Source organism: Luteimonas sp. TWI596 (genome assembly GCF_039674105.1).
Taxonomy (GTDB): Bacteria; Pseudomonadota; Gammaproteobacteria; order Xanthomonadales; family Xanthomonadaceae; genus Luteimonas.
The window spans coordinates 1-25,875 of the sequence record NZ_JBDJMU010000031.1 but is presented as its reverse complement, the minus strand read 5'-3'; the positions used below and the strand labels follow the sequence as shown (position 1 = coordinate 25,875).

The window sequence follows — 25,875 nt, the reverse complement described above, 5'->3', positions numbered from 1 at the left end:
CGCGATGAAGGCGGCGAGCTGCTCGGCCATCCCGGCGACCAGCGCCTGGGTGCGCAGGAGCATGCGCGGCTGCTGTTCGATCTCGCGCGCGGTCCACAGCGCGCCGCTGGCAGCCAGGTCGGGTTCGGGCAGGCCAAGAAGGTCAGGACTGGGCATCGGGGACGCAGGCATGGCGGTAGTCGTCGAGGGCGATGGCGATGTGGGCCATCACGAGGGCGGCGGGATCGAGCGGGGTGCGGTCGGCGCGCAGGGCGCGCAGCGCCTGTGGCAGGTACTGGCCGATCAGCGGCATCGGCGGCGGGCTCTGGCGCAGGTTGGCGAACAGCTGCTGGCAGGCCGCCTCGATCGCAGGATCCGGCCAGTAGTAGCGGATGCGGTCGCTCAAGCTGTATTGCAGGTCGATGGTCAGCGCCTCGCCCTGGGCGGGGTAGTAGCGCTGCCAGTGACCGGGCTGGGCGCGCATGCGTGCCAGCGCGGTCTCGCGCAGCTGCGCACGCTGCTCCGGCGCGATCCACTCGCGCTCGATCGCATCCAGCGCCCACAACGCCTCGCGCAGCGCGAAGGTCAGGCCGGGGCCGACCTTGAGGATCGCGAAATTATCGCGCACCAGCGCGGCCAGCGCCTCGGGGGTCTGGTAGTCGGTCGAATGCGCCTCGAACACCAGGCCCGGCACCTGTTCGATCGCGGCGCTGAGGGCGTGCGCGGCAGCCGGCACGTAGTCGATGACCTGGTGGTGGTCGAACTCCACGCCCGGCTGTACCACCGAGGCGATCACCCGCGTCCACGCGGCTTGCAGACCGGCGGCTGCTAACGCCGCGCGGTGGGCCTCGATCGTCGCCAGCGCCGCCGCGGGCGCAGTGACCGCCAGGCCGTCGATGGCCTCGGTCGCGCCACCAGGCACCGGCACCTCGGTGCCGATCACGTAGACCGGCGGCTCGCCACCGGCCCGGGCATGGGCGGCCTCGGCCGCGCGGCACAACCGCACCGCACGTTCGACGATCGTCGCCTCGGGCAGCGGCACCGGATCGTCCGCGCAGGCCATCGAACAGTCGAGGTGGAGCTTGCGAAAGCCCGCGGCGACGTAGGCGGCGACCATCGTCTCGGCCTTGGTCATCGCCGCATCGGCCTCGAGCGCGGTCCAGGGATTGGGGCCCAGGTGGTCGCCGCCGAGCGCGATGCGCGCCGGATCGAAGCCGACCTGCCGGGCGATGTCGCCGACGAAGGCGACGAAGTCGGCCGGGGTCATGCCGGTGTAGCCGCCGTCCTGGTTGACCTGGTTGCAGGTGGCCTCGATGAGCACCAGCGGCAGGGCGTGGCGCTGGGCATGGCGCAGCGCGGCCTCCAGCACCAAGGGGTGGGCGCAGCAGATGGAGGGGATACCGGCGCCATCGCCACGCGTATGGCGGGCGACCAGCTCGAGCAGGGCGTGCATCGCGGTCCTCGTGTCGTCGGAAAGAAGGCGTCAGTCGATCGGGGTCGGGCGTTCGGGCTCGAGCGCCAGCAGCACCGAGGCGACCAGCGCCATCGCCAGCCCGACCAGCTTCAGCGGACCGGGCACCACGCCGGCCAGCACCAGCGACAGCGCCGCGGTGATCAGCGGGCCGCCGGCATTGGTCAACGGCGCGACGACGATCGCCTTGCCGTAGCGGAACGCGTAGACCAGGCACAGCGCGCCGACGGCATTGAGCACCTGGATCGCGGCGACCAGCCACGGCCCCTGCAGACCGGTGGCGATCGGCTGGCCGAAGTCGGTCATGCGCCAGGCCACCGGCACCAGCGCCAATGCGCCGACGGTCATGTAGAAGAAGATGCTCTCGGCGCGCACGACGGTGTTGGCGCGCTTCATGAAATAGGCCTGCACGCCCCAGGCCAGCATGATCAGCAGCGACAGCACGAACCAGCCCACGCCCTCCCCCTCTGCGCTGCCCAGCGACAGATCCAGCAGCGGCAGCGCCAACAACGCCAGCGCCACGCCGACCGCACCCACCCGCGTGGTGCGCTCGCGCAGCAGCGTGAACGACAGCGCGATCGTGATCACCGGCGACAGCGAGATGATCGGGAAGATGAAGTACGCCGGCCCGCCGGCCAGGGCCTTGAACAGCAGCATCTGGCCACCGGCACCGAGCAGGCCGATCAACAGCCCGTAGACGATCGCCCGCGGACTGCGGTCCACACGCCAGCCGTTGCGCCACAGCACGAACAGCGCCGGCGGCACCATCGTCAGCGCCCACACGCAATACACCAGCGTTTCGGGAAAGGCCGGGCTGGCGGTCAGGCCCGACAACGTGCCCCACACGCCCCACAGCACCACCGTGGCCATCGCAAAGCCCAGCCAGGCACGGCCACCGGGCAGCGCTGCGGCGACCGCGCTCATGCCGCGCCGTCCGGCGTGGCCTGCAACAGCGCAAACGTCTCGAAGGGCACCGAGGCCAGCGTATCGCTGCGCGCGTCAACCGTGCCCAGGTCGGTACCGTCGAACAGGTTGCGCACCCGGTAGCGGCCGCGGCCGAGCCCACGCAACTGCAGCGGGCCGTCCCAACGCTCGGCGTAGAACGCGTAGTACAGCGCGCCATCCTTGCCGATGACATGCGTCTCCGGCCGGTCGAAGCCGATGTCGTACAGCGTGCCCAGATAGTCGCCCTTGGGCAGCATGTGCGCGCGATACAGGTCGATCCACTTGCGCCACAAGGCTTCCTTGTCGGCGCCCAGCACCAGCCCGCCGGGCGGCATGTCCAGCTTCGGCTCGGGGATGTCGGCCGGCCAAGTGAACTTGGTCGAGATCACCGCGCCGATGCCGACACTGGATGCGAAATCCGCGCCGCCGTCGGCCAGTTCGACGTGATCGCCGGCATAGCTGCCGCGCTTGCCGATCAGCGCCTTGATCGTCTTGCCCTTGTGGCGCACCTGCCACGACGACAGCGGATCGGACGACGGGTACTGGTCGGTCGCCGGCAGGTTGTGGAACGCGAACGCGGTGCCGCAGGGACACAACTCGACCACCGCATCGGGATTGGCCGCATGCGCGGCGTCGTAGATCGCCTGCCAGAACGTCGCGACCGCTTCGCACGATTCCATCGGGTCGGCGTGGTGGTGCGCCGGGTTGTAGCAGGGCGCGACCGCATTGAGATGCTGGCCGTCGAGCTTGAGGCCCTCGAAACCCCATTCGCCGATGATCTTCGTCACCAGCGCCACGTAGAAGTCCACCGTCGGCTGGTAGCCGGGGCACTGGGTGAACGCGTTCCACCAGGTCACGTTCTGGCTGGCGCCATCGCGGTCGAGCAACAGCATGTCGGTGTGGCGATAGAGCACTTCGCTGCCAGGATCGGCGGCCAACGGCGCCAGCCACAGCCGCGGGCGCAGGCCCTGGGCCTTGATCGCCTGCACGAAGGCGATCATGTCCGCCTCGCCGCGCGGAAACTTGCGCGTGTCGATCTGCCAGTCGCCCTCGTTGGTCTGCCAGCCATCGTCGAGCACCACCCACTCCAGGCCCAGCTCCTTCACCTTCGGCAACGTGCCCAGCACCTGCTCGGTGGTGAAGTCGCGCTCGTAGCCCCAGGCGCACCAGATCGGCGCGAACGCCGAGGCCGGGACGTCCGGCGCCGCGATGCCTTCGTCGGCCATCCAGCGGCTGTAGTGCTGCAGCACGCCGAAGTAGTCGCCGGTATGGACGGCGAGGAAGCAGCGGTCGCTGTCCAGAACCTCGCCCGGCGCCAACGTGCCGGCGCGCGTGCTCTCGATCGCGATGCGTGCCCCGCCGTCGACATCGCGCGACACCGGCAGGTCGAGCAGCCGCGGCTTGGGCTCGACATGGCCCACCGCCAGCCCCACGTCACGGCGCCAGATGTTGGCGACCGGCGTGCCGCCGCCGTAGTCGGAGGAATCCATTGCCAGCGTGTTGCGCTGCGCGAACCCTTCGGTCAGCGGCTGTACCCAGTCGCGGCGGTCGGTATGCGTGGCACCCGAGAAGCTCCAGAAGCCGTCGCCGGCGTCGGCCATCGCGTGCGCCGCGTTGCGCCAGCCGGCGATTTCCAGCGGCGTCTGGCCGCCATTGCGGTAGCGCGTGCGCAGCACTGCCAGCCCCGGATGGCGTTCGTGAAACGTCAGTTCCACCGTCTTCTCGATGCCTTGCGCCGAGCGGCCACGCACCACGTGCCGCCGTCCGGGGCCATGGCGTGCACTGCGGACCCGCTCCACCCGCTCGTCGACGAATGCGAACTGTTCGATCGCGCTGCCATCGGCCAGCAACAAGGCCTCGCTGGCGTCGAAGCCGGTGATCGGTTCGCCGCGCGCCAGCACCCGGCTGCGCATGGCCGCATCGAATTCGACCGACAGCAGGCTGTCGTGTGCGAGCGCGCGGGCCTGGGCGGCGATGGCCGGCGAGGCGGCCTGGACCAACGGCAGCGCAGCGGCGTAGGCCGCGGTGCCGGAGACGAGCTTGAGAACGGTGCGACGTCGGACGGGCAGCATGTGCCGGGCTCTCCCCTTTCGTTCGGTTTCGCCGAGTCTGCGTCAAATCCGGCGCACATCGCAACACATTTGTTTCGTTGTGTGCTAAAAAAGTTTCGATATCGAACTGGAGACCGGCATGCCCTTCCCGTCCCGGCTTACGGCGCTCGTCGCCGCCTGCGTGCTCGGCGCCTGCGCCGCACCGCGCGCCGACACCTCGTCAACGGCCCGCTATGCGATGGACGATTTCGCCACAGTCCGCAAGTTCGATGCCCATGTGCACGCCAATGCCGACTCGACCGCGTTTCTCGAGCAGGCGCGTGCCGACGGCTTCGAACTGCTGTCGATCAATGTCGACTATCCCGCATTCCCGCCGGTGGATACCCAGCACACGATCGCGCTGAAACAGGCCGCAGCCGATCCGGCCCGGTTCCACTGGGCGGCGACCTTCCGCATGACCGGCTTCGACAGCCCGGGCTGGTCGGAGGCGGTCGGCGACGCGCTGGCGGCCGAGGTCGCGCGCGGCGCGCTCGCGGTCAAGATCTGGAAGAACGTCGGGATGGTGGAGACCGACGCGCAGGGCCGGCCGATCATGCTCGACCACCCGGCGCTGTCCCCGATCGCCGAACGCATCCGCGCGCTCGACATTCCACTGATCGGCCATCAGGGCGAGCCGCACAACTGCTGGCTGCCGCTCGAGCAGATGACCACCGACAACGACCGCGAGTACTTCGGCAACCATCCCGAGTACCACATGTACCTGCACCCCGATCAGCCCGGCTACGAGACCCACATGGCGGTCCGCGACCGCTTCCTGGACGCGCATCCGCAATTGCGCTTCGTCGGCGCGCACATGGCCAGCCTGGAATGGGATGTCGACCGGCTCGCCGCCTTCCTCGACCGCTACCCCGATGCCACGGTCGACCTGGCCGCGCGCATGGCCCAGGTGCAGTACCAGGCCGTCCGCGACCACGACAAGGTGCGCGCGTTCTTCATCGCCTACCAGGACCGCCTGCTCTACGGCACCGACCTGACCCAGGCGCCGGACACCGACCCCGAGGCATTCCGGCAGGCCGCGCATGCGACCTGGCGCTCGGACTGGATGTTCCTGGCGACAGCGCAGTCCCAGCGCATCGACACCATCCGTGCCGACGTGCGCGGGCTGGCGTTGCCGCGCGCGGTCGTCGACAAGGTGTACTACAGCAACGCAATGCGCGTGTTCGCCCCGCACCGGCGTTGAACGCCGGAGGCGACGTCAGGCCAGCAGCAGCTCGAAGCCGAGTTGCCGGCTGGCCTCGCGCACATCGTCGGGCGCGCCCGAATCGGTGATCAGCGAGTCCAGGTCCGCGACCGGCATGATGCGGTGCAGGCAGATGCGCCCGAACTTGGAGCTGTCGGTGATCGCCACCACCTTGCGCGCGGCCTCGATCATCTTGCGATTGAGCATCGCCTCGGGCTCGTAGTGAGTGGTGATCCCACGCTCCAGATCGAAACCGTCGACCCCGAGGAACACCACGTCCACGTGCAGCGCATCGATCGCGTCGACCGTCATGCCGCCGTAGAAGGCCATGTTCTTGCGGCGCAGTTCGCCGCCGAGCATGACGATGTCGACGTTGTTCTTGGGCGTCAACGCCGTCAGCACGCCGAAGTCGTTGGTGACCACGGTGACCTGGATGTTGGGCATCGCCTCGGCCAACTGGATGGCGGTGGTCCCCGAGTCGATCGCGATCGTGTCGCCGACCTTGATCAGCGTCGCGGCCAGCCGGCCGATGCGGCGCTTGGCGTCCAGGCGTTCGCTGCGTTTGACCTCGTAGGCCGGCTCGGCCGTCGGACCACCGACCACGCTGCTGTCGATGGCGCCGCCGTAGGCCCGCGCCATGACACCGCGCTCGGCGAGATAGCGCAGGTCCTTGCGGACCGTCTGCACGCTGACCCCGAACAGCTCGGCGAGCGAGGCGACCTGCACACTGCCGTGCTGACGCACCAGCTCGCTGATCCGCAACCTGCGCTGGCTGGTATCCCGGCTTCCTGTCATGGACGTTTTCACAATGCGGCGAAGTATGCCCGTTTTCGTTAAATTTCGCCATTGAGCGGATAACGAAACATCGGGCCGGAGCGGAGATGGCCGCATGCGCGGCAGGCTGCCGATCGGGGCGGCGGGTTCAACGGAAACCCGCGGCCTCGACGCCAGGAGGTGTCGCTCAGGCCAGCACAGGTCCCAGCAGGCGGAACTCGCCGGCATCGGCATCCATCGCGACGCGGCCGCCCACCGGCACGATGAACTGCTCGCGCACATGGCCGATCATCGCGCCGCGATAGGCCGGAATGCCCAGCGGCCGGACATGATCCTCGAGGATCTGCGCCAGCGTCAGCGATCCGTAGCCCGGGCCCGGGTCGCAGTCGGTGCACTGGCCGAAGATCAGGCCGGCGATCCGATCGAGCGCGCCCATCAGCTTGAGCGTACTGAGCATCCGGTCGATGCGGTACGGCGCTTCGTCCACGTCCTCCAGGAACAGGATCTTGCCGTCGAAATCGGGCAGGTACGGCGAGCCGGCGAGCGCGCTGAGCACAGTCAGGTTGCCGCCGACCAGCACGCCCTGCGCGCGCCCGCCGGTCATGGTCGTCGTGCGGTTGCGGCGCGGCACCAGTTCGTCGGCATCGTCCACCACATTGCGATAGACCATCGCCTCGCGCGCGAAGAACAGCCGGCGGAACTGATCAGCGTTGAAGCGGTTCCAACTGCCGCTGCCGTTGGGGCCGTGGAAGGTCACCAGCCCAGTGCGTGCGTGGATCGCGCTGTGCAGCGCGGTGATGTCCGAGTAGCCCAGCAGCACCTTGGGATTGCGCGCGATCGTGTCGTAATCGAGCAGGGGCAGCAGCCGCGCCGCGCCCGAGCCGCCCCGCACGCAGATCACCGCCCGCACCTGGGGATCGGCGAACATCGCGTTGAGGTCCCCTGCCCGCTCGGCATCGCTGCCGGCCAGGTGGCCGCGTCGGCCGGCGAAATGCGCCCCGGTCTTGACCTTGAAGCCCAGCGCGCGCATCACCTCCTGCGCCAGTTCGAGATCGACCGGCTCATCCACCGGCGATGACGGACTGATCAGGCCGACGGTGTCGCCGGGCTGCAGCGCCGGTGCGAGCAGCGCGCCGGGCGACATGGCCCGTGCCTGTTGGGCGAGCGCGCCCAGCGGCAGCGCGGACGCCAGCGCAGTCAGTGCGGCATTGGAGAGGAACTGTCGCCGGTGCATGTCGCTCTGTCGATCGGGGAGTTGCCGCAGCCTAGCAACCGCGACGCCCGACACCAATCCCCGTCGATCGCTCAGGGCAGGACCGCCGCACGCGCCAGTTCAGACGTGAACGCCTGCGCGGTCATCGGCCGTCCGAACAAATAGCCTTGCGCCTGCGTGCATTGGTTCGCGGCCAGGAAGTCGAGCTGCGCCTTCGTCTCCACGCCTTCGGCGATGACCTCCAGACCGAAGCTGCGCCCCAGGTAGATCACCGCGCGGACGATGGCCGCGTCCTCCGGATCGCTGATGACGTCGCGCACGAACGAGCGGTCGATCTTCAGCCTGCTCACCGGAAAACGTTTGAGCAGGCTCAGCGATGCGAAGCCGGTGCCATAGTCGTCGAAGGCCAGGCCCAGGCCCATCGCGCGCAGCGACTGCAGCAGCTTCAACGTCGCGGCGTCGTTGCGCATCATGGTGTTCTCGAGCAGCTCCAGTTCCAGCGCCTCGGGCGCCAGGCCGGTCTCGCCCAGCACGCGCTCGACGACGTTGCGCAACTGCGCAGAGCGCAGCTGCGCCTCGAACAGGTTCACGCCGATCCGGAATCCCGGCACCCGTTCGCGCCAGGCACGCGCATGGCCGCAGGCCGTGCGCATGATCCATTCCCCCACCGCGGGCGCGATCGGCTTCTGCGCCAGCACATCGATGAACGAGACCGGCGACAACAGCCCGCGCGTGGGATGCTGCCAGCGCAGCAGCGCCTCGGCGCCGCAGATCCGGCCATCGCGCGTGTCGACCTGCGGCTGGTAGAGCAGCACGAACTGGTCCTGCTCGAAAGCCCGCCGCAGTTCGCGTTCGAACTCCCGGCGCGCCACCGCGACCTCGCGGAATGCGGGTTCGAACATCACGTAGCGGCCCTTGCCCGCCGCCTTGGCCCGGTACAGCGCCAGGTCCGCTGCGCCGAGCAGATCCTCGGCGCGCGTGCCATGCGCCGGGTACAGCGAGATCCCGACGCTGGCGCCGATCTCGAACGCGTGCCCCGGCAAGTCGTAGGGCCGCGACAAGGCATGCACCAGGCCACCGGCCAGCGCAGCGGCCGCGCGGCGGTCGTCACCGGCCAGCAGCAGTACGAATTCGTCGCCGCCCAGTCGCGCGATCATCCGCGCGGCGGGACATTCGGCCTTCAAGCGCGCGGCCACCAGCTTGAGGACGTGGTCGCCGGCCGAATGGCCCAGGGTGTCGTTGACCTCCTTGAATCCGTCCAGGTCCAGCAGCAGCACCGAGACCGGCGTCCCCTGCTCGAGCGTCTCCTGGATACAGGCGCGCCACGCGGCTCGGTTGGGCAGTTCGGTCAGCGCATCGAGCGAGGCCAGGCGGTAGAGCCGGTCCTCGTTGCGCCGGCGCTCGGTGATGTCGCGCACGATCGCGCCGATGCTGCGTGTCCGCCCCTCCTGCCACGAGGACAACGAGATCTCGGCGGGAAACTCGCTGCCGTCGCGGCGCAGGCCCGAGCGCACGATCGTGCGCCCGATGGCCGCGATCTCGCCGCCATCGCGCAAGCGCGCCAGATCCCCGAAATACGCGCTGCGCCAGCTCTCGGGCACGATCAGGCTGCCGCACCGGCCGGTCGCCTCCTCGGCGGCGTAGCCGAACAGCCGCTCGGCAGCGTGATTCCAGAAGGTGACCACGCCGGTGTCGGTCGTGCAGATGATCGCGTCGGGCGAGGTCGCGGCGATGTTCTCGAACCGCGCCTGGCCGATCGCCCGCACGTGCTCGAGCCGCAACAACTCCATGCGGTCCATGACCAGTTCGGCGATATCCGACAGGTTGTCGCGCTCGGCCTGGCTGAACTCTTGGTGCGGCTGGGTATCGATCAGGCACACGGTGCCCAGCCGCTGGCCGCCCGGCGTCACCAGCGGTTTGCCGGCGTAGAAACGGATGAACGGCGGGCCCAGCACCAATGGATTGTCCGCAAAGCGCGGATCCTCCAGCGCATCGGGCACCAGCATGACATCGTCCTGCAGGATCGCGTGCGCGCAGAACGACACGTCGCGGTCGGTCTCGCACAGATCCAGGCCGACGCGCGCCTTGAACACCTGGCGGTCGCTGGCCACCAGCGAGATCAGCACGATCGGCACCGAGAACAGCCGCGAGGCCAGTTGCACCAGCCGATCGAACTCCAGCTCCGGCGGCGTGTCGAGCACGTGATACTCGGCCAGTGTGCTGGCCCGCAGCGCTTCGTCGGGCGGGATCGGGAACGGAACGGGGCCCATCGGCGAACACCTTGGCGATTGGCCATCAGATTAGTCTGTTCCCGGCCGGCGCACAGTGATCGTGACGCCGCCGGCCGTCCCCGGAATACCCCGCCTTGCCACCGCCCCGCATCGCGCTGAATTCAGGCGTTGGCGACCCAGCCGCGAAACGAGAACGCCGCATAGAACAGCGCCACGTCGTTGAAGCCGGCTTCGCGCAACAGCGCCTCCTCCTCGTCCGGCGCCAGCAACGGCAGACGTGCGGCCATTGTGCGACCCGTCGCGATCGCGATCTCGGGCCCCTTGTCTGCACGATCTGCAAACGCGGCCGACCGCGCCAGCCAGCGCGCAGCGTCTTTCGGCGGCGCATGCTGGGCCACCACCAGTCGCGCGCCAGGGCGCAAGCGGCCACGGATCTCGCGCAACGTCCACAACCGCGTGTCCCGATCGAGGAAATGCAGGGTCAGCAGACAGGTCGCTGCATCGAACGGTCCGGTGGGCGCCTGCTCGACCGTCCCCGCCAACAGCGCCACGCGATCGGCGAATGGCACGACGGCTCGTTGCGCGAGATCGAGCATCGGGCGCGACGGGTCCACGCCGGTGAAGTGCCAGCCTGGCTGCGCCTCGGCCATCGCGACCAGCTCCAACCCGCCGCCGGCGCCGACGACCAACACCTGCGCCACCGCCGGTGCGCACTCGGCCAACAGCAGCATCGTCATGCGATGCAGATCGGCCAAGCCCGGCACTTTGGCCGGCGTCGTCGCGGCGTAGGACGCGACGGCCGTCGGATTATCGAATGGCGACGCGTCGACGCGTGTCATGCGCGGCGTGCCGGGCAGTGGTCATGCGGTCGGGCGTCATGGGATCTGATCCGGGAACGGGGTCGCAGCAAGACGCTAATTCGTATCATTAAAAGATACATTTCAGGGGACACAGCGTCAATGCGCCCGATCCCACCCGGGCGCGCCGGATGCCAGTGCAATCAGAGGCCGGTACTCGCGCTCGCCCAAGCGCGCGGCGGTGTTATGCGTACAGCGCGGCGTAGCCGTCGCGATCGACCTGGCTCAGCCCCAGACGGTCGAACTGCGCCCACATGGCGTGCCAGCGCGTCGAATCGCGCACCACCGGGTCGATCAGTCGCGGGCAGGTGTCGGCAATGATCGCGTCCATCAGCGGCGTCGGCGCGGTGCCGCTGTAGGCGTACCACAGCGCGGCCGCCTGGCCGGGATCGTCGCGGCACAGCCGCGCGCCCTGCCCGATCAGCCGGGTCACGGTCGCGACCACCTCGGGGTGCTCGGCAAGAACGCCGTGCGAGGTGAACAGTTCCAGCGCCGAGAAGTTCGCCAGGCCCACCTCATCGGTGGTGATGAAGTCGGTGTCCAGCCCGGCTTGCCGTGCCTCGACACCCTCGAAGTTGGCGAAGCACAGCCAGGCACCATCGAAGCCGGCGCGCAGGTTGGCCAGATGCTCGAACCCGGCACTCTCGATCCGCACCTGTGCAGGGTCGAACGCGGCGCCGCGCGCCGTGCACCAGCGCGCCAGGATCTCCACGGCGATCGCATCGGTGACGCCGCCCGCGACCGGGGAGGCCAAACGCACGCTGCCGCCTTCGAGCAGGCGCCTGCCCGCATCGCGCTGCAGCACGATGCCGCCGTCGGTCTCGAAGAAACAGCCCAGCGCACGCAGGCCGGGCCGGTCGGCATCGATCATGTGCAACGGCTCGTTGCAGGCGAATGCGATCTCGCCGGCGGCCACCGCCGCCAAGCCGTCGTAATGGTCGTCGGGCACCCGCAGCTCGAGGTCGAGGCCAGCGTCGCGATACCAGCCCAGCTCGATGCCGGCAATCAACGGCAGATGGTCGGGATTGAGGAACCACTCGAGGGACAGTTGCAGCTTCATGCGGACGACTTGCGCAGCGGGCGGCCGCACAGGGTAAAGGAATGCACCGATGCCGGCAGCGGTCGGCGGCCTTCGCGTGCATTCCGTGCATGCCCTGCGCCGCGGTCGTCACTAGCGGGCCGGCACTCGCTGTCGCTTCGAAGCACCCATGCCCCGTCGTTCACGGGTGGCCTCGGGCATCGCGTCGATCTCGCCGGCCCCCGCGGAGCCGGCGATTGCCGAATCGATGATGCGGCGCCGCGATCAGTCGTCGACGGTGCAACCCAGCGACACGCGCATGTGGATGTAGCCGGTGGCCGGATCGACCCACTCCGCCAACACGGTGAGCTCCTGACCGGCCTGGCCCCAGTTGTTGTAGCACTGCTCGTAGGCGGCGCGCTCGGCGTACTCGAGCGCTTCCTGCTGGGTGCGTCCATAGCCTTCGCCGACGACGTCGTAATGATGGCGTGCGGCGAACGCCGCCGTGCTCGACATGGCCGCCAGCAGCAGCACCCCGGTGATTGTCCGCGTCTTCATCGTGATCTCCATTCGCTGGGGGAACCCGCATCATGCATGCGCCGCAAGACCATGCGATTGAATGCGGGTGGCGCCCGTATGACAGCGTCTGCCGTATCGCGACCCGCTCGACACACCATTGCAGACCGAGCGCACAGTTTCTCGCCGGCCGGCGCAGCGCGACCGCACCAATGTCGAAAAAGGAGCGCTGGTTGGCATTCAGTCAGCGCCCACGCGCTTGACCGCAGTCGCTCGACCGCCCTAGGGTCGAAATGCGCCGGGAATACGCGGCACAGGCCTTGCGATCGCGGCGCGTCGTGTCCAGCAAGCTCGTTCCGGATCAGGATGCCGGACGGCAATCGCAGTGTTCGACGCCCATCGTTTCGCCGCCATCGGGCCGTCGACATCGACCCCCGCGGTCGTGTCAGGTACTGCGGCGCGCCACGCCCACCCGTGCCGTCGACGGATGGACGCGGCGGCCGACGACCACGCACTGCGATGTGCCCTCGACGTCGGACCCGAGGCGGACCGCTGGGACGGCCCACTTCGAATGCACAAGGAGCAAGCACCCATGCACACCCTGCACGCAGCGGTCCGCCGCACCCTCGCCCTCGCCCTGCTCTCGGCCGCTGCCGCAGGCGGCGGCGCCCTGGCCGCGCAACCCGGCCTGCCGACCCTGGACCCCGGCATGGTCGCCGCACTGGAACGCGACCTGGGCATGACCCAGGACCAGTACCGCGTGAGCGTGGATGCCGAGCGCAAGGTACCGGCGACCGAAGCCGCAGCGCGCCAGCGCTATGGCGACAGTTACGCCGGCACCTGGATCGAACACGACGCCGACGGGCATCCCCGCCTGATCGTCGGCACCGCGGTCCAGGGCGGCCAGCGGCTGCCTGCGGTCGAGGGCGCCGAGGTTCGCCAAGTGCGCTACAGCCTCTACGAACTCGAACAGGCCGTGCACGCGCTCGACCAGTCGGCCACCTCTCGGATCATGCGTCGCCTCGACGGCGTGCAATCCTGGGGCGTCGACCTGCCCAACAACCGCGTCGTCGTCACGCTGTCGCCGGGCGCCGGCCGCACCGACGCGGTGATGGACTTCCTGGCGCGCAGCGATGTCGATACCGGTGCGCTGCACTTCGAAGTCTCCGAGCAGATCCCGTCCACGCTGATCAACATCTACGGCGGCATCCAGTACAACGGCTGCTCGATCGGTTTCCCGGTGACCCGCGGCAGCACCAAGGGCTTCGTGACCGCCGGCCACTGCGGCAGTGCGGGCACGACGGTCCGCATCAATGGCACGACCGTCGGCAGCTTCCAGTCCAGCACGTTCCCCGGCTCCGACGCCGCGTGGGCCACCGTGCGCCAGCAGGACACGCTGTTCGGCCGCGTGTGGCGATACAGCGGCAGCACGACGACCCCCGTCGTGGGCAGCACGGAGGCCGCCGTTGGTTCGGCCGTGTGCCGCTCCGGCTATCGCACCGGCTGGCGTTGCGGCACGATCACCCGCACCAATGTCAGCGTGAACTACGCCCAGGGCACGGTGAACGGGCTGCGCGAGTCCAACGCCTGCGCCGGCCAGGGGGACTCAGGCGGCTCGTGGATCTCCTCGGCCGGCCACGCCCAGGGTGTGACCTCGGGCGGTGCACTCGGCAGCGACGGCACCAACTGCGGCATCGCGCAGAGCCAGCGCCGCAGTTGGTACCAGCGGCTGACGCCGATGCTCACCAGCTATGGCGTCAACCTTGTCACGAACTGAGCACTTCCTTGTCCTGTGACGCGGCACCCCGGATTGCAGGGGTGCCGCGCTGGCGACCCGCTACGCGCCTACAGCCTCGGCGACCCGCGCAGCGAGTTCGGGATGGTCGCGGTAGTAGATCGCATTCGATGCCAACGCCCGCCACCGTTCGTGATCAGACAGTGTCCGGAGCAGGTGGTAGCTCAGGCGATGCAACGAATCCCGGGACAGCGGCAGGGTGCCAAGCTCGAGCGCGCTGTCGAGCAATTCGAGCAGGCAACGCAACCGTCCCAAGCTGTCTTCCGATTCACGCTGCGCAGCGCGCTGCAGCATGCCCAATCGCACCGCGTCGAAACCGGCAATTCCCGCATCCGCGTCGTCGTCGCCAGCGTGACCAAGCAGCGCGCCTATCACCTCATCGAGCGAACTGCGGTCCAACTCGACGCCGGCCTGGGACCCCAGCGCCGTCAACCGGCGCGCCAGGGCGCGATGCGATACCGGTGCTTCCATGGCGTTTCTCCTGCTCATTGCCTGCGCTCGGCGCGGCCTGCCGGCTGGCGCTGCACCGAACCTCGTCATCGCACGAGACTAGCAACGGATGCGGCAATTGTCACTCATAGTGCGTGCCCTCATAGAGCGTGGCCCGATAGCGTCCACCTGCCTAGCCTCCCCCCCATCCAACGAGGGCGATTTCAATGGAGGCAGACCCTAGAACGCTCTTCGGGCAGCGCCTTGCCGAGGTTCGTAAGGCCAAAGGCTTTTCGCAGGAGGGCCTGGCCCTGGAGAGTGGTCTCGCCCGAAGCTACCTGGGCGGCGTGGAGCGCGGCACGCGCAACATCTCGCTGCTCAACATCCACCGGCTTGCCCGTGCGCTGGGCGTCAGCGCCGCAGAACTGATGACGCCGCCCCGCGGGGGGGCGGCGTGAAGACCGGGACCAGCCAAAGGCGCAGCCGAGGCGGCGGCGCCTCATCCAGCGAGCAAGGGACCAAGGCGCCTATCGGGTGTCGTGCGCGCGCTCGAAGGTGATGATGCTGCGCGTCTCGCCCTTGTCGGCCCAGTTGGGCATCACCCGCCACGGCGTGAGCACCTGCAGACGGTCGCCCTCGAGCTTGAATTGCCGCCGCTGCTCGGTGCCGACCCAGGCCGGGTTCCATGCGACATCCACCGCAGTGATCCAGGCATCGCCTTCGATCCGGTAGCGGCCGGTGTAGGCAATCACCGTTTCCAGCAGCCGCGCCTTCTCGCGCTCGCTATCGCCAGGCTCGCGGCCCTGCGCGGTGAGCATGAACCACACCCGCCCTTCAGGCGCGAAGATCGTGTACCCCGAGGGCGTCTCGCCCATCGGCGGGAAGGTCTCTCCGGTGGCCTTGACCTCCACCTCGTAGGACACCAGTCGCCACGTGCCTTCGACGGCCGATGCCGGATTCGCAGGACTGGCGTGAGGCATCGGGGGGGCTCCTGTGACGGGCAGCGACTGGGCGGGCTGCGACTGGGCATGAGCCGCCAGCGGCGCGGCGATCGCGAACAACAACGGCGCAAGGGATACGAAACGCATGGCCGGATTCTCCGTGACGACGTGATCGACGCCACGATTGTGGCATTTCCCCCGTCGCTGCCAGGTCGCGACCACGCCGCCCCTCGCGCGCATGGCACCACCGCAGGCGATGCGCCGTCTGCGGTTCTCGCGCCTGCTCCAGCGATGGAGGACGCATCATACTGACGCCCGCCGTCCGTCCCACCGAGTGTCCGCATGCCCGCTTCTTCCGGCGCCGCCCGCACCGCTGCGCGTGGCGCCCCCACCCTGCACCCGCGTAACCGCCATCAGGGCCGCTACGACTTTTCCCGGCTGGTCGCTGCCAGCCCGGACCTGGCCGACCACCTGCTGACCACCCCGCGCGGCGAGACCAGCATCGCCTTCGACGACCCCGCCGCGGTGCGCGCGCTCAACCGGGCGATCCTGCGCAGCGACTACGGCATCGCGCATTGGGACCTGCCCGACGGCGCGCTGTGTCCACCGATCCCCGGCCGCGCCGACTACCTGCATGGCTTGGCCGACCTGCTCGCCGCCTCCGGCAACGGCGCGATCCCGCGCGGCGCCTCGGTGCGCGCGCTCGATGTCGGCGTCGGCGCCAGTTGCATCTACCCGCTGCTCGGCCACGCCGAGTACGGCTGGCGCTTCGTCGGCAGCGACGTCGACGCCACTTCGTTGCAGGTCGCGACCGCGATCGTCCACGCCAACCGTCTCGACAAGGCCATCGCGCTGCGCCACCAGCCGGCGCGCAACCGCATCTTCCAGACCGTCGTGCGTGCAGACGAGCGTTTCGACCTCACGCTGTGCAACCCGCCCTTCCATGCCTCCGCCGCCGAAGCCGCCGGGGCGCATCAGCGCAAGCGCCGCCAACTCGGCAAGGCGCCGCCCGCTGGGCGCGCATCGCCGTCGGTCCCCAACTTCGGCGGCTACGACCACGAACTGTGGTGCCCGGGTGGCGAAGCCGAGTTCCTGCGCAAGATGGTCCGCGAAAGCGCCGGCATCGGCCGGCAGGTGCTGTGGTTCACCAGCCTCGTCGCCCGCGCCGAGCATCTTTCGGGCCTGCGCCGGCAACTGCGCCAGGCCGAGGCCGCCGAGGTGTGCGAAGTCGCGATGGCCCAAGGCAGCAAACAGAGCCGCTTCGTGGCCTGGACCTTCCACGATGCCCCTGCCCGTGCGCAGTGGCGAGCAGGCCAGCCCTGACGCCCTCGGCGGGGCCGCGCCGCGCCGACCTGCGGCCTCGCTGAACTTGCGGATGTCCCCAACGCGCGACAGCCACCAGCGCGGGTATAGTCCGACGACACGGCAGGCACAGGGCCCGCCGATCGAACGCAGGAGTGTCCATGGGTCTTGTGCAGGCAGTGAAAGGCGCGGTCGGCGGCGTGCTCGCGGACCAGTGGAAGGACTTCCTCACGGTGCCGGCGGGGCTGCCCCCGACCGCCGCCCTGTTCGCGGCCGTGCCCCAGGGCACCAACGCCGGGCGTGGGGCCAACACCCGTGGCTCGAGCAATATCATCACCAACGGCTCGAAGATCGTCGTGCCCGAAGGCTACGGCCTGCTGCTGTTCCAGGACGGCGCGATCACCGGCTTCGTGGCCGAACCCGGCGGCTACGAGTGGCGTTCCGATGACGTCAACTCGCAATCGATCTTCGCCGGCGACGGCATCGTCAGCCCGCTGATCCGCCAGAGCTGGGAGCGCTTCAAGTTCGGCGGCCAGCCCGGCGCCCAGCAGGCCGCGTTCTTCGTCTCGCTCAAGGAACTGCCGGACAACCGCTTCGGCACCCAGTCGGAGATCTACTGGGATGACGGCTTCCTCGGCACCCAGGTCGGCGCGATCACCCGCGGCTCGTACACGCTCAAGATCGTCGACCCGATCCTGTTCGTGAAGAACTTCGTGCCCGCCAGCTACCTGCAGCCGGGCCAGGTGTTCGACTTCACCGACATCGACAACGCCGCGGCCAGCCAGTTGTTCAACGAAGTCGTCGGCTCGCTCGCCCCGGCCTTCAGCCTGTACACCAACGATCCGGCCAAGGGCAATCGCATCACCAAGCTGCAGCAGGATTCGCTGGGCTTCGCCCAGAGCCTGTCGGCCGCCGTCGAACAGGGCTACCAGTGGAAGTCCGATCGCGGGCTTGCGATCGTCAAGACCGCGATCGTCTCGATCGAGTACGACGCCAACACCCGCGAACTGCTCAAGACCGTGCAGCGCGCCGACGCGCTGGCCGGCGCTCGCGGCAATTCCAACCTGCAGGCCAGCGTCGCGCAGGGCATGCAGTCGGCGGGCGAGAACGGCGGTGCCGCGGGCCTGGTCGGCCTGGGCATGGCCTCCGGCATGGCCGGCGGGCTCGGCAGCCTGCAGCAGCCCACCACACCGCCCGCAGCCGCGGCCCCTGCTGCCGACGACCCGGTCGCCAAGCTCACCAAGGCCAAGGAGATGCTCGACCTCGGCCTGATCACGCAGGCCGATTACGACGCGCTCAAGGCCAAGGCATTGGGTCTGTAAGGCCACCGGCAACCGCGCCCATGTCCGACTCCAAGCTGCCCCCGCCGTTGCCGGCCCGGCCCGTCGACGGCCCGGGCTCGCCGCGCGATGTCCCGCCGCTGCCCGGGACGCATCCCATCGACCCGGCCACGCTGCCGGGCGCGATCCGCGACGAGCTCGAGGCGCCCGACCCCGTCGCCATCGACACCGCGTCGGCCGAACTGCGCGACGGCCTCAACCGTTGCCCCAAGTGCGGCTCGACCGACATCCGCCACAAGCCCGGCACCGACCTGCTCGTCTGCCAGTACTGCCGCAACGAATGGCATGGCGAGCGCGTGGAGGAGGCGTTTGGCCTCGGCGAAGGCATCGACACACTGCGCGGGACGGTCATCGCCTCGGGCGCGCGTGACATCGACGCCGATGCCGCCAGCCTGATGACGTTCAAGTGCGCCGGTTGCGGCGCCGAGGTCACGGTCAACACCGAGAGCACCATGACCGCGCGCTGCCACTGGTGCCGCCACGTCTTCGGCATTAACGAGCAGGTGCCCAACGGCGCCGTGCCAGACGCGGTGCTGCCGTTCCACATCAAGAAGGATGACGCGGTCGCGCGTATCCGCCAGTTCGTCGACAAGCGTCGGCTGCTGGCGCTCGGGCGGTTCAAGAAGGAGTTCACTCCCGAGAACGTCGTTGGCGTCTACCTGCCCTATATGATCGTGGACGGTAACGCGAGCGCCTCGGTCGCAGGCCACGGGGAAATCAAGACCCGCGAGTACACCCACGGCACCGGCGACAAGAAGACCACGTACTACGATGCCGACGTCTACAGCGTGGAGCGCCACATCGACTTCACCGTCGACGACCTGCCCCTGGAGTCGTCCGCCGAGCGGGGCAATCTCGATACCACGGCCAACACCAACAACATCATCAATACCATCCTGCCGTTCGACACCAAGAACGCGGTGAAATGGAACGCGTCCTACTTGAACGGATTTACCTCCGAGAAGCGCAATCGCGATGTCGAACACCTTCGCCCACGGCTGGAGGACCAGCTGCTGTCGATCGCCCGCGCCCAGGTCCTGAAGTCGGTGCGCCGCTACAACCGCGGCGTGCGCTGGGAACAGGAACAGCTCGAGGTCCACGGGACGCGCTGGGTGTCGATGTACCTGCCGGTGTGGTTGTACTCCTACCACCAGCCCGGCAGGAACGGCGGCCTGCTGCACTACATCGCCGTCAACGGCCGCACCGGCGAAACCATGGGCAGCGTGCCGGTGCAGCAGTGGAAGCTGCTGCTGGCCGCGCTGGTCACCGGCACGATCATCGAATCGGCCGTCATCGCATTTCTGGTGAACACCGTATGAGCGACGAAAACGGACTCTGGCTGCTGGCCGCCGGCCCCCTGGGCGCGACCGCCCTGTACTGGGGCCTGTACCGGTTCTATCGCAACACCGACAAGTCACACGCCTTCGAGCGCGAGACCACCGTGGAGGCCAAGCCCGTCACCGGCACCAACACCAAGGTCGGCACCGTGAAAGGCACGCAGGCGACCCGCATCCGCGGCGACAACGTGCACGACTACCGGGCGCGGGTTCGGCGGGTGGCGAGTGTGGACGCTGGGACCGTGCAAGACGATCGACGCGACGCACCCGACTGATCCGAGACGGTCGGGACGATCGGCACAACCGCTGGCCCGACCGGTCGGAATGCGACCGGTCGGCCCCTCGTCCCCATCCGCACGCCTGGATGCGCGTTGCGCCCCAGCTCGCGATGACGGCACGGCCCTGCAGTCAGGGCTCTGATCGTTCGCGCGGGTCGGCGATGATCCTGGCCGGACTTCCGTACAGCACCAGGACCTTGCTACCCGGAGGCAAGGCGGGATCGGCGCCCTGGACCACCATCATCAGGTTCCCGTTTCTGGTCTCGACAACGTACTCGATGCCGTGCTGCGTGGACGCACTGCGCTCGACAGCAGCGCCTGCGATGGCGCCCACGACAAGCCCTCCGATCGCGCCGACGGCGCCTGCGGCATCGCTGCCTCCGATCTGAGAACCAGCGACCGCACCGGCCGCGCCACCGGCAGCCGCACCGCCGCCACGCGAGCCGTCGATAGTGACCGTGCGCGCGCTGATGATGGTGCCTTCGGTCGTCCGGTTCACCTGTCCGACGCTACCGACCGAGTAACTGTCGGGTCTGACGTTGGGCACGCAACCTGCCGTCATCAGCGCCACCGCGATCCAGACCGCCTTCATGGCGACGCTTCGGTCCGGCCTGACGGGAACATCGGCCGCGAGGCATCCACCGTTTCCAGCGCCTGCAGGAACTGCGCGATGTTGTTCTGGACGGATCGATTGATCGACTCACGCGCCCGGATGACGCCCGCGAACGCATACCCGGCCGGCACGACGCCGTCCGCGCTGATGTCCTGGGTGTAGATGATCGCCCCGGTAGCGCGATCGATCAGCTCGTAGCGCGCAGTGGTGGAGGTCGTCATCGAGGCACCGAACATCGGGATGTCCAGTTCGAGCACCTTGACCGACAGACTGACCTTGCGAAGGGAGTTGTCGTCGAACACGGCCATCCGGTTCAGGGCTTCAGTGAGCGCGTTCTCCCACATCTGCGGAATTCCGTACTGCGCGTCCGCCGGGATCTTGCCCTTCGCTTCGTCCGGACGTGCAAGCGTCACCGTGAGCGAGCGCATGTCGGCATCGACCTTGTTCTGACTGACCCCGACATTCGGGACCGAGAAATTGAGCGGCGGATTCGATGCACAACCCACGAGACCTAGCGCGATGAGCATCGCGCCGACGAACTTCTTCATTGTTTCCCCCTGATTGCCGTGACCGGCGTGATTGACGGACCTAACGAACGACGAGCGACAACAACGTCTCGCCGCCCACATCGAGCGTGTACTCGAAGTTCTGATGCATCCCGCCATAGCCCGTGTCGCTAGGCGCGTAGTTGGCACCGATGCTGAGCGTGTGCCGGCCACGCGGCAGCGGCGCGATCATCAACCAGTAGCCGTCTGACGCTGACAGCGCGGATGGCGTGTCGGGATCGAGCTGGAAGCAGCCATCGCTGGGCACGCGCAATGCCCGGACATCGCCGACGGGCCGACCATCGAGCATCGAGCATCGCCACCGCGCTGACCAGCTGATCGTTGTTCACCGCCACCCAGCCCTGCGCCGCCGCACAGACATCGGCTTCCACGGCACCGCTGCCCTGGAAGTACGTATTGATGACCGGAACCAGCAGATACTTGCCTTCAGGCACCACGCAGCGCCGCTTCGGCGTGAAGCTGCCATCGGTGCCGGCGAGGAACCAGACCGGGCTGTCGGGATTCTGGCCGATGGCGCACCAGCGCCCGTCCGGGTCGAGATACGGCGCGATCCATTGCCCCATTGCCCAGCGCCACCATCGAGCGGTCCACTCTGCCTGGCTTGTCCCCGCCACCGCGCCTTCCGCCAGCCGTGCATCACGCACCGGCGTCGGCTCGCCGACCGCGAACTCCGCAGGAGCCGCCGCCGCGATACCCAGGCTGAAAATCGACGCGCACAGCGTCGCGAGCAGCCCCCCTAAATCCCGCATTCCCTTGCCCCCCCCGGCGTCTGCCGGAATGCGAAGTTTATCGCGTGGGTGCCGGCTTGACGAGAGCGCTCGCAGACGCTCGGAAGGTATGCAATGTACGTCCCTGCTCCAGTCGATTTGCCGGCATTGCGGTAAGAGCGAGCTAGCGGAGTAAACCGATTTCGTCCAACCAGCGCAGTGCATCCTGCGTCCAACGGTCGCTGTCGGTACCCTGTGGGCGCATGCCGAACGCATGTCCGCCCTTCTCATACCGAATCAGCGTCACATTCGCACCCGCGTCGCGCAAAGCCGCTGCGTAGACCTCGGAGTATTCGACGGGATCGACCGAATCGTCCTTTGCATGGATGAGCAATGTCGGCGGCACCGCCGCGGACACCACGATGTCCGTATTGAGTTCACGTGCTGCCGGCGAATCCGAGGGGCGCAGGTTCTTGTGCGCCATGGTCAGGTGCCCGGGATAGACCGGGATCGCGAAATCCGGGCGGAGGCGCGTCCGGTCCGCCGCATCGACGGGTTCGTAGGTGCGCGAGACATACGCCGTACTCGCCAACACTGCCAGATGACCGCCCGCGGAAAATCCCATGACGCCGATGCGATGGGGATCGACCCCCCATACGTCGGCGTTGTGGCGCACCAGAGACATCGCCCGCTGCGCGTCTTGTAGCGCCATGGGAATAGCGGGCGACTCATGCCGCTTCGTTTCGGGATTCCAGTTGCAGCCCGTGTTGGGCACACGGTACTTGACCAGCACGCAGGTGATGCCGGCATCGGTCAACCACTTGCAGACATCCGACCCATACAGGCCCAGTGTGCTTGCTGGTCCGATCCCCAGCGCCTTGTAGCCACCGCCCGGGAAGACCAGTACTGCGGCGCTCGCTGAACGGCCCGTCGGCCGGTAAACCAGCATGCTGGGATGCGTGAGCGCCCATGCCTCGTGCGCCAGCGCTTGGATGCCCGCCTGCAGCACCTGAGAGTCCTCCGGCCAAAGGGGGATCTCTCGCCAGTAAACCATCGAAGCCTGGGCTGTCGGTGCATCGTCCGATGGCGGTGCTTCGAGGGTGGACTGCCTCGGTGCCGGCTGGGCGATCACGACCACCGGCAGCACGCCAGAGGCGAACAGCATGGAAAGTCCTAGCAAGCGACCCATCGTTCGACGCATTGTTCCGCCCTGCCGCTCCTCAGAGCGAAGATCGTGAGTAAACACACTAGCGCGGTTTGGTGACGCACCCAATGGTCGGATTTCGGCATGAGGCGCCCCGGGACCATCACTCCGAGTCGTGCTCCCCATCTCCGATGACAGCCGCCCCCGCCTCCCGCATGAAGATCCCCAGCGTCACTGGCCCCACGCCCTTGAACGCGAGCAGGCGGCGCTCGAAGTCTTCGCGGCTGCCGGCGGCTTCGGCGATGCCCAGGATGCGTCCGTCGTAGTCATCGATCAGCGTGCGGCACAGCAGCGAGAGGCGGGTCGCGGTGGACTCGTCGTAACGTCGCTAGCCGCCTTCGCCGAGCATTCGCACCAATTGTGCATGGCTGCAGGCGCCGAGCTTGCGGGGCGTGTCGCGACCGTGCACCTCCACGATCACCCACCACGTCTCGGCTGCAATGCTCTGGGAGATGCGGTTGCCGAACAGGAAACTGGCCAGGAACCATTTGAACAAGGCCGACTCGTCGTGTGGCTTGATCTCGAAGCCGAGATCACGCGGCAGCAACTGGCGACGCATGCGTCCTCTTCTCCGTACGCGCGCTGGACATGCCCAGGCGCTTGGTCACAGTTCGCCATGGCCGCTGTGAACCCGGCGCGGTGAGCAGCGCTTGGCGCTATGCTGCCCCGCCCCTTCGCCGTTCTTTTTTGCCATGTCCCTTCGAACGCATCGCCATGCCGCCCTGCTCGCTGTCCTGCTGCTCGCCGCGTGCGGCGGTCCGGCCCCCTATACCGGAGGCGACGTTGTCGAGTTGCAGCGCATCGACATGACCGTGGGCAAAGGCGCCCCCGCAGCAGCCGGCGACGAAGTGGCGGTGCACTACACCGGCTGGCTCTACGACGAGCACGCGCCCGACAAGCGAGGCGTCAAGTTCGACAGTTCGCGCGACCGCGGCCAGCCCTTCGTGTTCGAACTGGGCGCCGGCCGCGTGATCCGCGGCTGGGACGAGGGCGTGACCGGCATGCGGCCCGGTGGCACGCGGGAACTGCACATTCCCGCCTGGCTCGGCTACGGCAGCAGCGGTGCCGGCAAGGTCATTCCGCCGGGCGCATCGCTGGTGTTCGAGGTGGAGCTGTTGGAGGTCCGGCCGCACCGACAATGACGGTGCGAGTCGCGGTTGCTGAGGTTGACCGGACGAACGATTCCTTCAGCAAGCAGGTTGTTGAGCGCCGCCTTCACCGCAGACTAAAAGGAAATGCGAGAAACCTTATAGAGCTGGCGCCGCATCATAAGGTTCTTATCGGCTCGCCATCGAGACTATTCCCACCTGAGCTAAACGAGCGGCGCCCAGCGGTCGCCGCAGCGAGCCATCACGACGCTGCACCATGCCACTCATGACCGCGCCTTCTCAAGCCGCGCCTTCAGATCCGCAAACGGGTTGGACGTGGCCGCGGCCGGCACGTCCTCGGCGTTGCGCGCGCTCACGCCGGTGTGGTCGAGTTGGCGGGCATGCTCGTTGTCGTGGCAATACACGCACAGCAACTCCCAATTGCTGCCATCGGGCGGGTTGTCGTCGTGATTGTGGTTGCGGTGGTGCACCGTCAACTCACGCAGGTTGGCGCGGGTGAATTCACGCGCGCAACGGCCGCAGATCCACGGGTACAGCTTCAACGCCCGCTCGCGGTACCCGTTGTTGCGCTGCTCGGCGCTGCGGCGGGCCTCGGCCACAATGCGGTCGAGCTTGGTCTGGTCGGGTGTCGACATGGGCGGAGTGTAGCGCCACGTGACGGCGCCAGGCGCACGCCCAGTGCGCCGCGACTTCGAATCAATCTCCGCCCTTCGCCGCGCGGCTTGCCGCGAAGTCCGGAAAGGTCTCGGCAATCGAATCCTTGTCCGGCAGGATGTAGAACACGCCGCCCTTCTCGAACGTCGAGCGGACGACCTGCTCATAGAAGTCCGATGCGACGTTGATGCATCCGTGGGTGACGCGGTTGTCGTCCGGTGACGGCGACGCCAGGCGCTCGGCGCGTCGCTCGGCCGGCGTGCCGCTCGCGGTCGGGTGCAGCGAGACCGCGGAGTCGTAGTCCACCCAAAGCACGCGCCCGGCATCGATCGATGGCCCATAGCCGCCCACGAAGCGACCGGCCGGCGTGGTGCGATCGCGCCCCGGAATCTCGCGAAGCGCAAGGCCGGCGATGCCAGGCGCTGCGTGGTCGCCGACCGCAGACCCGAACAGCCCGGGGGCTGCGCCACGCAGCTTGCCGTCGCCACCGAACACCAGGATCTGCGCGGCGGCCTTGTCCATCACCGCGAACGGATAGCCGTGGTTGTCATTGGCCGCGATGACCCAGCCCGCCAGCTCGATCACCGTGTCGGACACCTCTTGCCCCGGCGGGAGCTGGTCGACCGAGGCGACAGGCGGCGTCACGGCGTCTTCGGCCATCGCCACGCTCACGCTCACAGAAGCCAACGCAAGCAACAGCGCACCGTGGAAGACCCGCCTCGCAGCGTGTGTGGACTGGGCCATGGAACAACTCCTCGACAAGACGGATGAAACACCGGGACCCGTGGCCAGCAGGCCCGCAGGTCCCGGTTCGATCAGGTCAACCGCGCGGCGTGCGGCGCGGCGCCGTTTCGAGCTGCTGGACGCGACGCTCCATCTGATCCAGGCGCTGGTTGGCCTGCGTCGCGGACTGGTTGGCGGATTCCGCACTCTGGGCCGCACCCTGCACGCGCGAGTCGAGGGAGTCCAGGCGCGAGTCGATGCGAGCGAAGTCTTCCTTGTAGGTGGCGCAGCCACCAAGGGCCACAGAGGCGACAAGCGCCACGCCAATCATTTGCGCCGTTCTACGGCGCTGAGGGGTGAGCAACATTCGGGTTCTCCTGCTTCGGGGGAGTCCGGAATATAGCGGCGTTCTTGCAGTCGCCTCCATGTGCCTTCAGGCGAGATTGGACTACGTAAATGGCAGGTGAAAGATGTGTAAAGCCAGCACGTTGTTCACAGTTATCGGAATTCTGGAGATAGGCGGGTTGTAGCCGAGGCTGGCATGGGGTCGATGCCAGTTGTAGGTGTGCAGCCAGTGGGGCA

27 protein-coding genes are annotated in these 25,875 nt (G+C 68.2%); 8 read left to right on the top strand and 19 right to left on the bottom strand.

The genetic code is table 11. The features are described 5' to 3' along the window. Positions 1-142: 142 nt before the first annotated feature. From ABE487_RS16360 to ABE487_RS16350, 3 genes are read right to left on the bottom strand one after another with little or no spacing between them, the layout of a single operon-like run. Positions 143-1,432 (bottom strand): D-tagatose-bisphosphate aldolase, class II, non-catalytic subunit, encoded by a 1,290-nt coding sequence (locus tag ABE487_RS16360; protein ID WP_346452695.1) that lies wholly within the window; start codon positions 1,430-1,432, stop codon positions 143-145. 30 nt (positions 1,433-1,462) lie between these two features. Next, entirely contained in the window at positions 1,463-2,374 is a 912-nt protein-coding gene (locus ABE487_RS16355; protein WP_346452694.1) for a DMT family transporter, read from the bottom strand. After that, entirely contained in the window at positions 2,371-4,467 is a 2,097-nt protein-coding gene (locus tag ABE487_RS16350) for a glycoside hydrolase family 36 protein (RefSeq protein WP_346452693.1), read from the bottom strand. Before ABE487_RS16350 ends, ABE487_RS16355 begins: the two co-directional genes overlap by 4 nt. 118 nt (positions 4,468-4,585) lie before the next feature. Here ABE487_RS16350 and ABE487_RS16345 point away from each other — a divergent pair, with 118 nt between their 5' ends. Next, on the top strand, positions 4,586-5,686 hold the full coding sequence (locus tag ABE487_RS16345) for an amidohydrolase family protein (RefSeq protein ID WP_346452692.1): 1,101 nt from the start codon (positions 4,586-4,588) through the stop codon (positions 5,684-5,686). A gap of 15 nt (positions 5,687-5,701) precedes the next feature. Here ABE487_RS16345 and ABE487_RS16340 read toward each other — a convergent pair whose 3' ends face one another. From ABE487_RS16340 to ABE487_RS16315, 6 genes are all read right to left on the bottom strand, one after another. Beyond that, positions 5,702-6,481, bottom strand: coding sequence for a DeoR/GlpR family DNA-binding transcription regulator (locus ABE487_RS16340; RefSeq protein ID WP_346445593.1), 780 nt, complete (start codon positions 6,479-6,481; stop codon positions 5,702-5,704). A 166-nt stretch (positions 6,482-6,647) separates the two neighbouring features. Next, positions 6,648-7,694: an LD-carboxypeptidase gene (locus ABE487_RS16335; protein ID WP_346452691.1), complete on the bottom strand. Its 1,047-nt coding sequence runs from the start codon at positions 7,692-7,694 to the stop codon at positions 6,648-6,650. 71 nt (positions 7,695-7,765) lie between these two features. After that, positions 7,766-9,943: an EAL domain-containing protein gene (locus tag ABE487_RS16330; RefSeq protein WP_346452690.1), complete on the bottom strand. Its 2,178-nt coding sequence runs from the start codon at positions 9,941-9,943 to the stop codon at positions 7,766-7,768. A 122-nt stretch (positions 9,944-10,065) separates the two neighbouring features. Then, a complete protein-coding gene (locus ABE487_RS16325; protein ID WP_346452689.1) occupies positions 10,066-10,743 on the bottom strand; it encodes a class I SAM-dependent methyltransferase in 678 nt (225 codons plus the stop codon). Positions 10,744-10,945: 202 nt separating this feature from the next. Beyond that, complete coding sequence (locus ABE487_RS16320; RefSeq protein ID WP_346449383.1) at positions 10,946-11,821, bottom strand: ABC transporter substrate-binding protein; 876 nt, start codon at positions 11,819-11,821, stop codon at positions 10,946-10,948. 243 nt (positions 11,822-12,064) lie between these two features. Then, positions 12,065-12,337 (bottom strand): hypothetical protein, encoded by a 273-nt coding sequence (locus tag ABE487_RS16315; protein WP_346452688.1) that lies wholly within the window; start codon positions 12,335-12,337, stop codon positions 12,065-12,067. 550 nt (positions 12,338-12,887) lie between these two features. Between ABE487_RS16315 and ABE487_RS16310 the strand changes: the two genes are divergently transcribed. Further along, positions 12,888-14,072 carry a S1 family peptidase gene (locus tag ABE487_RS16310; RefSeq protein ID WP_346445598.1) on the top strand — a complete coding sequence of 395 codons (1,185 nt, stop codon included), beginning with the start codon at positions 12,888-12,890 and terminating at the stop codon, positions 14,070-14,072. 60 nt (positions 14,073-14,132) lie between these two features. On the opposite strand, the gene ABE487_RS16305 is transcribed toward ABE487_RS16310, so the two are convergent. Further along, entirely contained in the window at positions 14,133-14,561 is a 429-nt protein-coding gene (locus ABE487_RS16305) for a hypothetical protein (protein ID WP_346452687.1), read from the bottom strand. Between the two features lie 185 nt (positions 14,562-14,746). On the opposite strand from ABE487_RS16305, the gene ABE487_RS16300 reads away from it, so the two are divergent. After that, complete coding sequence (locus ABE487_RS16300; RefSeq protein WP_346449377.1) at positions 14,747-14,977, top strand: helix-turn-helix transcriptional regulator; 231 nt, start codon at positions 14,747-14,749, stop codon at positions 14,975-14,977. Positions 14,978-15,046: 69 nt separating this feature from the next. On the opposite strand, the gene ABE487_RS16295 is transcribed toward ABE487_RS16300, so the two are convergent. Then, positions 15,047-15,607 (bottom strand): lipocalin-like domain-containing protein, encoded by a 561-nt coding sequence (locus tag ABE487_RS16295; RefSeq protein ID WP_346452918.1) that lies wholly within the window; start codon positions 15,605-15,607, stop codon positions 15,047-15,049. A 195-nt stretch (positions 15,608-15,802) separates the two neighbouring features. On the opposite strand from ABE487_RS16295, the gene rlmF reads away from it, so the two are divergent. The 4 genes from rlmF (at position 15,803) to ABE487_RS16275 (ending at position 19,714) form a co-directional block, all read left to right on the top strand. After that, positions 15,803-16,783: a 23S rRNA (adenine(1618)-N(6))-methyltransferase RlmF gene (gene rlmF, locus ABE487_RS16290; RefSeq protein ID WP_346452686.1), complete on the top strand. Its 981-nt coding sequence runs from the start codon at positions 15,803-15,805 to the stop codon at positions 16,781-16,783. A gap of 140 nt (positions 16,784-16,923) precedes the next feature. Continuing rightward, entirely contained in the window at positions 16,924-18,084 is a 1,161-nt protein-coding gene (locus tag ABE487_RS16285) for an SPFH domain-containing protein (protein WP_346449370.1), read from the top strand. A gap of 20 nt (positions 18,085-18,104) precedes the next feature. Next, entirely contained in the window at positions 18,105-19,421 is a 1,317-nt protein-coding gene (locus ABE487_RS16280) for a TFIIB-type zinc ribbon-containing protein (protein ID WP_346452685.1), read from the top strand. Further along, a complete protein-coding gene (locus ABE487_RS16275; protein ID WP_346445608.1) occupies positions 19,418-19,714 on the top strand; it encodes a hypothetical protein in 297 nt (98 codons plus the stop codon). The genes ABE487_RS16280 and ABE487_RS16275 overlap by 4 nt, the downstream gene beginning before the upstream one ends. Before the next feature lie 133 nt (positions 19,715-19,847). On the opposite strand, the gene ABE487_RS16270 is transcribed toward ABE487_RS16275, so the two are convergent. The 5 genes from ABE487_RS16270 to ABE487_RS16250 form a co-directional block, all read right to left on the bottom strand. After that, entirely contained in the window at positions 19,848-20,309 is a 462-nt protein-coding gene (locus ABE487_RS16270) for a hypothetical protein (protein WP_346452684.1), read from the bottom strand. Then, positions 20,306-20,878 (bottom strand): UDP-N-acetylglucosamine acyltransferase, encoded by a 573-nt coding sequence (locus tag ABE487_RS16265; protein ID WP_346452683.1) that lies wholly within the window; start codon positions 20,876-20,878, stop codon positions 20,306-20,308. The genes ABE487_RS16270 and ABE487_RS16265 overlap by 4 nt, the downstream gene beginning before the upstream one ends. A gap of 128 nt (positions 20,879-21,006) precedes the next feature. Then, on the bottom strand, positions 21,007-21,645 hold the full coding sequence (locus ABE487_RS16260) for a hypothetical protein (RefSeq protein WP_346452682.1): 639 nt from the start codon (positions 21,643-21,645) through the stop codon (positions 21,007-21,009). A 142-nt stretch (positions 21,646-21,787) separates the two neighbouring features. Then, positions 21,788-22,768 (bottom strand): alpha/beta hydrolase, encoded by a 981-nt coding sequence (locus ABE487_RS16255; RefSeq protein WP_346452681.1) that lies wholly within the window; start codon positions 22,766-22,768, stop codon positions 21,788-21,790. A 367-nt stretch (positions 22,769-23,135) separates the two neighbouring features. Next, on the bottom strand, positions 23,136-23,366 hold the full coding sequence (locus tag ABE487_RS16250; RefSeq protein WP_346452680.1) for a hypothetical protein: 231 nt from the start codon (positions 23,364-23,366) through the stop codon (positions 23,136-23,138). Positions 23,367-23,499: 133 nt separating this feature from the next. Between ABE487_RS16250 and ABE487_RS16245 the strand changes: the two genes are divergently transcribed. Further along, on the top strand, positions 23,500-23,949 hold the full coding sequence (locus ABE487_RS16245; RefSeq protein ID WP_346452679.1) for an FKBP-type peptidyl-prolyl cis-trans isomerase: 450 nt from the start codon (positions 23,500-23,502) through the stop codon (positions 23,947-23,949). A 230-nt stretch (positions 23,950-24,179) separates the two neighbouring features. On the opposite strand, the gene ABE487_RS16240 is transcribed toward ABE487_RS16245, so the two are convergent. The 3 genes from ABE487_RS16240 to ABE487_RS16230 form a co-directional block, all read right to left on the bottom strand. Beyond that, positions 24,180-24,551 carry a YajD family HNH nuclease gene (locus ABE487_RS16240; RefSeq protein WP_346452678.1) on the bottom strand — a complete coding sequence of 124 codons (372 nt, stop codon included), beginning with the start codon at positions 24,549-24,551 and terminating at the stop codon, positions 24,180-24,182. Positions 24,552-24,612: 61 nt separating this feature from the next. After that, positions 24,613-25,230, bottom strand: a complete 618-nt coding sequence (locus ABE487_RS16235) for a hypothetical protein (protein WP_346452696.1) — start codon at positions 25,228-25,230, stop codon at positions 24,613-24,615. 160 nt (positions 25,231-25,390) lie between these two features. After that, positions 25,391-25,660, bottom strand: a complete 270-nt coding sequence (locus tag ABE487_RS16230) for a hypothetical protein (RefSeq protein ID WP_337245393.1) — start codon at positions 25,658-25,660, stop codon at positions 25,391-25,393. Positions 25,661-25,875 lie beyond the last annotated feature (215 nt).

What these genes read in the sequence shown, in the direction of transcription:
- ABE487_RS16235 (WP_346452696.1), bottom strand. Translation starts at nt 25,230, where the DNA reads ATGGCCGAAGACGCCGTGACGCCGCCTGTCGCCTCGGTCGACCAGCTC.
- ABE487_RS16260 (WP_346452682.1), bottom strand. Translation starts at nt 21,645, where the DNA reads ATGCGGGATTTAGGGGGGCTGCTCGCGACGCTGTGCGCGTCGATTTTC.
- ABE487_RS16230 (WP_337245393.1), bottom strand. Translation starts at nt 25,660, where the DNA reads ATGTTGCTCACCCCTCAGCGCCGTAGAACGGCGCAAATGATTGGCGTG.
- ABE487_RS16315 (WP_346452688.1), bottom strand. Translation starts at nt 12,337, where the DNA reads ATGAAGACGCGGACAATCACCGGGGTGCTGCTGCTGGCGGCCATGTCG.
- ABE487_RS16355 (WP_346452694.1), bottom strand. Translation starts at nt 2,374, where the DNA reads ATGAGCGCGGTCGCCGCAGCGCTGCCCGGTGGCCGTGCCTGGCTGGGC.
- ABE487_RS16345 (WP_346452692.1), top strand. Translation starts at nt 4,586, where the DNA reads ATGCCCTTCCCGTCCCGGCTTACGGCGCTCGTCGCCGCCTGCGTGCTC.
- ABE487_RS16245 (WP_346452679.1), top strand. Translation starts at nt 23,500, where the DNA reads ATGTCCCTTCGAACGCATCGCCATGCCGCCCTGCTCGCTGTCCTGCTG.
- ABE487_RS16320 (WP_346449383.1), bottom strand. Translation starts at nt 11,821, where the DNA reads ATGAAGCTGCAACTGTCCCTCGAGTGGTTCCTCAATCCCGACCATCTG.
- ABE487_RS16340 (WP_346445593.1), bottom strand. Translation starts at nt 6,481, where the DNA reads ATGACAGGAAGCCGGGATACCAGCCAGCGCAGGTTGCGGATCAGCGAG.
- ABE487_RS16240 (WP_346452678.1), bottom strand. Translation starts at nt 24,551, where the DNA reads ATGTCGACACCCGACCAGACCAAGCTCGACCGCATTGTGGCCGAGGCC.
- ABE487_RS16335 (WP_346452691.1), bottom strand. Translation starts at nt 7,694, where the DNA reads ATGCACCGGCGACAGTTCCTCTCCAATGCCGCACTGACTGCGCTGGCG.
- ABE487_RS16250 (WP_346452680.1), bottom strand. Translation starts at nt 23,366, where the DNA reads ATGCGTCGCCAGTTGCTGCCGCGTGATCTCGGCTTCGAGATCAAGCCA.
- ABE487_RS16330 (WP_346452690.1), bottom strand. Translation starts at nt 9,943, where the DNA reads ATGGGCCCCGTTCCGTTCCCGATCCCGCCCGACGAAGCGCTGCGGGCC.
- ABE487_RS16255 (WP_346452681.1), bottom strand. Translation starts at nt 22,768, where the DNA reads ATGCTGTTCGCCTCTGGCGTGCTGCCGGTGGTCGTGATCGCCCAGCCG.
- ABE487_RS16360 (WP_346452695.1), bottom strand. Translation starts at nt 1,432, where the DNA reads ATGCACGCCCTGCTCGAGCTGGTCGCCCGCCATACGCGTGGCGATGGC.
- ABE487_RS16270 (WP_346452684.1), bottom strand. Translation starts at nt 20,309, where the DNA reads ATGAAGGCGGTCTGGATCGCGGTGGCGCTGATGACGGCAGGTTGCGTG.
- rlmF (WP_346452686.1), top strand. Translation starts at nt 15,803, where the DNA reads ATGCCCGCTTCTTCCGGCGCCGCCCGCACCGCTGCGCGTGGCGCCCCC.
- ABE487_RS16295 (WP_346452918.1), bottom strand. Translation starts at nt 15,607, where the DNA reads ATGCGTTTCGTATCCCTTGCGCCGTTGTTGTTCGCGATCGCCGCGCCG.
- ABE487_RS16265 (WP_346452683.1), bottom strand. Translation starts at nt 20,878, where the DNA reads ATGAAGAAGTTCGTCGGCGCGATGCTCATCGCGCTAGGTCTCGTGGGT.
- ABE487_RS16280 (WP_346452685.1), top strand. Translation starts at nt 18,105, where the DNA reads ATGTCCGACTCCAAGCTGCCCCCGCCGTTGCCGGCCCGGCCCGTCGAC.
- ABE487_RS16310 (WP_346445598.1), top strand. Translation starts at nt 12,888, where the DNA reads ATGCACACCCTGCACGCAGCGGTCCGCCGCACCCTCGCCCTCGCCCTG.
- ABE487_RS16350 (WP_346452693.1), bottom strand. Translation starts at nt 4,467, where the DNA reads ATGCTGCCCGTCCGACGTCGCACCGTTCTCAAGCTCGTCTCCGGCACC.
- ABE487_RS16275 (WP_346445608.1), top strand. Translation starts at nt 19,418, where the DNA reads ATGAGCGACGAAAACGGACTCTGGCTGCTGGCCGCCGGCCCCCTGGGC.
- ABE487_RS16325 (WP_346452689.1), bottom strand. Translation starts at nt 10,743, where the DNA reads ATGACACGCGTCGACGCGTCGCCATTCGATAATCCGACGGCCGTCGCG.
- ABE487_RS16305 (WP_346452687.1), bottom strand. Translation starts at nt 14,561, where the DNA reads ATGGAAGCACCGGTATCGCATCGCGCCCTGGCGCGCCGGTTGACGGCG.
- ABE487_RS16300 (WP_346449377.1), top strand. Translation starts at nt 14,747, where the DNA reads ATGGAGGCAGACCCTAGAACGCTCTTCGGGCAGCGCCTTGCCGAGGTT.
- ABE487_RS16285 (WP_346449370.1), top strand. Translation starts at nt 16,924, where the DNA reads ATGGGTCTTGTGCAGGCAGTGAAAGGCGCGGTCGGCGGCGTGCTCGCG.